The sequence below is a fragment of the Microbacterium sp. 13-71-7 genome (assembly GCF_002257455.1).
GTDB lineage: Bacteria > Actinomycetota > Actinomycetes > Actinomycetales > Microbacteriaceae > Microbacterium.
The window spans coordinates 1-4,010 of record NZ_NCKN01000307.1 but is presented as its reverse complement, the minus strand read 5'-3'; the positions used below and the strand labels follow the sequence as shown (position 1 = coordinate 4,010).

The 4,010-nt window shown below is 70.6% G+C and carries 6 protein-coding genes; 4 read left to right on the top strand and 2 right to left on the bottom strand.

Translation table 11 applies throughout. The features are described from left to right. Positions 1 to 19 precede the first annotated feature (19 nt). The 4 genes from B7X32_RS19290 (at position 20) to B7X32_RS19275 (ending at position 2,976) form a co-directional block, all read left to right on the top strand. Positions 20 to 802, top strand: a complete 783-nt coding sequence (locus B7X32_RS19290) for an amino acid ABC transporter ATP-binding protein (protein WP_292723441.1) — start codon at positions 20 to 22, stop codon at positions 800 to 802. Then, on the top strand, positions 799 to 1,650 hold the full coding sequence (locus B7X32_RS19285; protein WP_292723438.1) for a helix-turn-helix domain-containing protein: 852 nt from the start codon (positions 799 to 801) through the stop codon (positions 1,648 to 1,650). The genes B7X32_RS19290 and B7X32_RS19285 overlap by 4 nt, the downstream gene beginning before the upstream one ends. 134 nt (positions 1,651 to 1,784) lie before the next feature. Then, complete coding sequence (locus tag B7X32_RS19280; RefSeq protein ID WP_292723435.1) at positions 1,785 to 2,648, top strand: transporter substrate-binding domain-containing protein; 864 nt, start codon at positions 1,785 to 1,787, stop codon at positions 2,646 to 2,648. A 73-nt stretch (positions 2,649 to 2,721) separates the two neighbouring features. Next, on the top strand, positions 2,722 to 2,976 hold the full coding sequence (locus B7X32_RS19275) for a hypothetical protein (RefSeq protein WP_292723443.1): 255 nt from the start codon (positions 2,722 to 2,724) through the stop codon (positions 2,974 to 2,976). A 38-nt stretch (positions 2,977 to 3,014) separates the two neighbouring features. Here B7X32_RS19275 and B7X32_RS19270 read toward each other — a convergent pair whose 3' ends face one another. Both B7X32_RS19270 and B7X32_RS19265 read right to left on the bottom strand, forming a co-directional pair. Next, the gene (locus B7X32_RS19270) at positions 3,015 to 3,773 is read right to left on the bottom strand and encodes a lytic murein transglycosylase (RefSeq protein WP_292723432.1); all 759 of its coding nucleotides are present in this window, start codon (positions 3,771 to 3,773) and stop codon (positions 3,015 to 3,017) included. Next, positions 3,770 to 4,010 (bottom strand): PASTA domain-containing protein (locus B7X32_RS19265; protein WP_292723429.1); only part of this gene is annotated, 241 nt, incomplete at its 5' end. The genes B7X32_RS19270 and B7X32_RS19265, both read right to left, overlap by 4 nt.

Genomic DNA, 4,010 nt, shown 5'->3' with positions numbered 1-4,010 from the left:
GACCGTCGACGCCCTCACTCTGCGCGGGCTGCGGAAGGCGTTCCACGGCAACGTGATCCTCGATTCCATCGATCTCGATGTGGCCCAGGGCGAGGTCGTCTGCATCATCGGGCCCTCCGGCGGCGGGAAGTCCACCCTGCTGCGCTGCATCAACCACCTCGAGCCTCTCGACGCCGGCATCGTCCTCGTGGAGGACGAACTCGTCGGATACGTCGTGGAAGGCGCGCACCTCGTCGAGACCGGCGACCGGCAGACCAGCCGTGTGCGGCGTCGCATGGGCATGGTCTTCCAGCAGTTCAACCTGTTCCCCCACCTCACGGCCCTCGAGAACGTGACGATCGGCCCGATCACGGTGTTGCGCGAAGGGCGAAGAGACGCGGAGCAACACGCCCGCACCCTCCTGGAGCGGGTCGGACTCGGCCAGCACGCCGACAAGTACCCGGCCCAGCTCTCCGGCGGCCAGCAGCAACGGGTCGCCATCGCTCGCGCCCTCGCGATGCGACCTTCGCTGATGCTGTTCGACGAGCCGACATCGGCGCTGGATCCCGAGCTGGTCGGCGAGGTGCTCCAGGTGATGCGGGCGCTCGCCGACGCCGGCATGACGATGCTGGTGGTGACCCACGAGATCTCGTTCGCGCGCGAGGTTGCCGATACGGTGGTGTTCATGGAGGGCGGCGTGATCGTCGAGAAGGGGCCCGCAGCACAGGTGCTCACGAGCCCATCTTCTGCGCGTACCGCGTCCTTCCTGCGCAGCACCGGCACGGTGTCGCTCCGCGCGGATGAGGCCGGGGCCCGGCCATGACGGCGGCGCACGGGCGCCCGCCGATGCACTCGCTGGACGCCACGATGGCGGCCTCGGGCGGGCTGTTCCTGCTGGGCGACCTGCGCACCCAAGGCCCCGGTCCGACAGCCCATGTGCCGCATCGGCACGACTTCGTCGAGCTCGCCTGGCTGCGCGCCGGATCCGGCCATCACGTCATCGATCTCCAGGAACACACTGCGGAGCCCGGCGACCTCTTCATCGTCGCCGCCGGTCAGATGCACCACTGGGTGCCGGGCGAGATCGAGGTGGACGGCGCGCTCGTGCTGTTCCGCACCGAGCTGCTGCTGGGAAAGGGCGGCCCCGGGGACTGGGTGCCCCTTTCCGGAAAATGGCATCCCGATCCGGACTCCGCCGCGCGCATCGAGGCGCTCATCACGCAGCTCGAGACCGAGCAGCGGCAGCGCGCGGTCGGCTATGAACTCGCCATCCGCAGTCTGCTGACCGCGCTGCTGGTGCTGTGCGGGCGCTTCGTCTCACCGGGCGGGGCGGGCGACGGGCTCGCGGCGCAGTTCGAACGGCTCGCGAGACAGAGCCGCGGCGTGCTCCGCACGGTGGCCGACTGCGCCAGGGAGCTCTCGGTCACTCCCGGCCACCTCAGCGAGGTCGTCTCCGCCGCCACCGGAAGGCCACCGGGCGAGATCCTGCGAGAGTCGGTCATGCACGAGGCTCAGCGCCTCCTCGCCCGCTCGGACTTCAGCTGCGCGCAGATCGCTCGGGAGCTCGGCTTCGACGATGCGTCCTACTTCTCCCGATTCTTCCGCCGCGAGGCCGGCATGACCCCCTCGCGCTTCCGAGACCTCCACCGCAACCACTCGCACGCGGCCTGAGCACGCGCGGTCCGGGCATGTGCGGTCGCCCCGCGAAATGTGCCATCCCTCCCGGCGCCGATCCCTCGTCCGCGGCGCCGCCCGATTCCTACGCTGGCAGGACTCGATGCACCGTCAGAACGAAGGAGTCCTGAATGAACACCCGTGCCCGTCTCTCCCTTGCCGCGTCGACCGCGGCGCTCGCGCTCGCCCTCGCCGGCTGCGGAGCCGCCGCCGGGCGTGACCAGCCCACCGGCGCCGGCGCAGGAGCCGGACTGTCCGAGCTGATCACGCCCGGCCAGCTCACGGTGGGACTCGTCCTCCCCGACGCGCCCTACTACGTCGCGGACGCCGACAACGTGCCCACCTCCGGCATCACCAAAGACCTCCTGGACGCGGTCGGCGAAGAGCTGGGGGTCAAGGTCAAGTACGTGCCCGTCGCCTGGGAGGGCGGGATCACCGGCGTCGCGGCGGGACGATACGACATCTTCGGCGGAAGCCTCTATGACACGACGGAGCGGCAGGCCGCCGGCACCTTCATCGACTTCATGAAGGAGCAGGCGACGCTCATCACCACCAAGGACCGCGCGGCAGAGTTCTCGACCCAACTCGACGCCTGTGGCCGCTCGGTCGCGACGATCCGCGGCACCACCGACGTGACGTACGCCGAGACCCTCTCCGCGCAGTGCGGGAAAGAGGGGAAGAAGCCGCTGACGATCACCGAGTATCCGACGCAGCAAGACGCGGAACTGGCGATGGAGTCCGGCCGCACAGACCTCGGGATCCAGAGCGTCCCCGCCGCCGAGTTCGCGATCTCCCAGGGCTCCAACCGTGCGCTCGTCGGCACTCCCTTCGACGGAGGCTTCTACGTGGGCAGCATGATGAACACCTCGAAGAAGGACCTGATCGCCGCCGTGCACGACGCGATGAGCACGCTGTACAAGATCGGCAAGACCGCCAAGCTCTTCGCGGAGTATGGCGTCAAGCCCGTCGAGCCCGGCATCAATCTGCAGAAGTAGCCTGCGCGGATCCTGGTCGAGAACACGCGCCTCCGGAGGTTCCGGGGGCGCGTTTCTGCGTTCGACCGCAGGTGTGCCCGCCGACCAGCAGGGCCTCGCGACCGGCCTGGTCACGATGAGTCAGCAGGTGGGCATCACCCTGGGCACGCCCGTGATGTCCGCCATCGCGACCGGCGTCGCAGCTTCGACGCTTCTCCCGGGCCTGCACCTCGCGGAGCTCTCGGTGGACAGCCTCGCGGAGTTCGATCAGCTCCTCGGTCGCATCCGCGGGATCGCGGGCATCGTCAACAGCGAGACGAGCCTGCTGCTCAGCTCCGTGCTGCGCTGACGCGAAGACCGGACGGTCTCCGGCTGAGGGCGTCGCCGTCAGCGCGCCGCCGCGGCATAGCCGTTGGCGGCGCGCGCGACATCGGCGACGTACTGGTCCAGGTCGTTGTAGCGGAGGATCGCCCGTCGCCACCCGTCTGGCGTCGCGACGGATCCGGAGGCGCACAGGTATCGTGCCGCCGCGAGGGCCGCATCGTCGATCTGGTTCGGATCCGCCACGCCATCGCCATCGCCGTCCGCACCCCAGGTGCGCCACGTCTCGGGGATGAACTGCATGGGTCCGACGGCCCGATCCCAGACAGTGTCGCCGTCCCAGGCGCCGCCATCGGTGTCGGGGATCGCCATCACACCATTCCCGTCGAGCGCGGCGCCCCGGATCCGCGGGTCCGGACGCCCGTCCGCACCCAGGACGGCGCCGCCGTGCCGGCCGTGATCGGTCTCGATCAGGCCGATCCCCGCGAGCGTGTTCCATCCGATTCCGCAGGAGGGATCCTCGGCGGAGACGATGAGATCCGCGGAGGCATAGGCCGCCAGCGCCCGCTCCGGGATGCCGGTCGACGCCGCGGTACGCGTCAGCCAGACGGCGTCGACGGCGCGCCGGGTGGTGCTCTCCGCGTCCGTCATCGCCCCCGAACGCGGCGCCTGGCCGACCCCGGGTCCCGGCGCACGCGTGGCCGTGGTCGCCTCGGCCGGGGTCTCCGCGCCGACGAACTGCAGCAGGATCACGGCGGCTGCGGCGATCACCAGGACGCCGAGCACCACCGCGAGCCTCGTGACCACCTGTGCCGCGCGGGTCACGAGCCGACCCCGTCGGTCGAGGTGGGCTGCGGCGTGGACGGCGCGGAGCGCTCGAGCCGGAGGATGACGGCGGATCCGACCGGCAGCGTCGCACCGGGGCCGGGATCGCTGCCGAGCACCCGCGCGCCATCCGCCGCATCGCGAGGATCCGCACTGGGGCGGAAGCCCGCGGCCTCGATCGCAGCTCTGGCCTCGGCGAAGGTCAGTCCCGCGGTGTCCGGCATGCTGCTGCGTCCG

Coding starts and splice junctions, on each gene's coding strand:
- B7X32_RS19285 (WP_292723438.1), top strand. CDS start 799: ATGACGGCGGCGCACGGGCGCCCGCCGATGCACTCGCTGGACGCCACG.
- B7X32_RS19280 (WP_292723435.1), top strand. CDS start 1,785: ATGAACACCCGTGCCCGTCTCTCCCTTGCCGCGTCGACCGCGGCGCTC.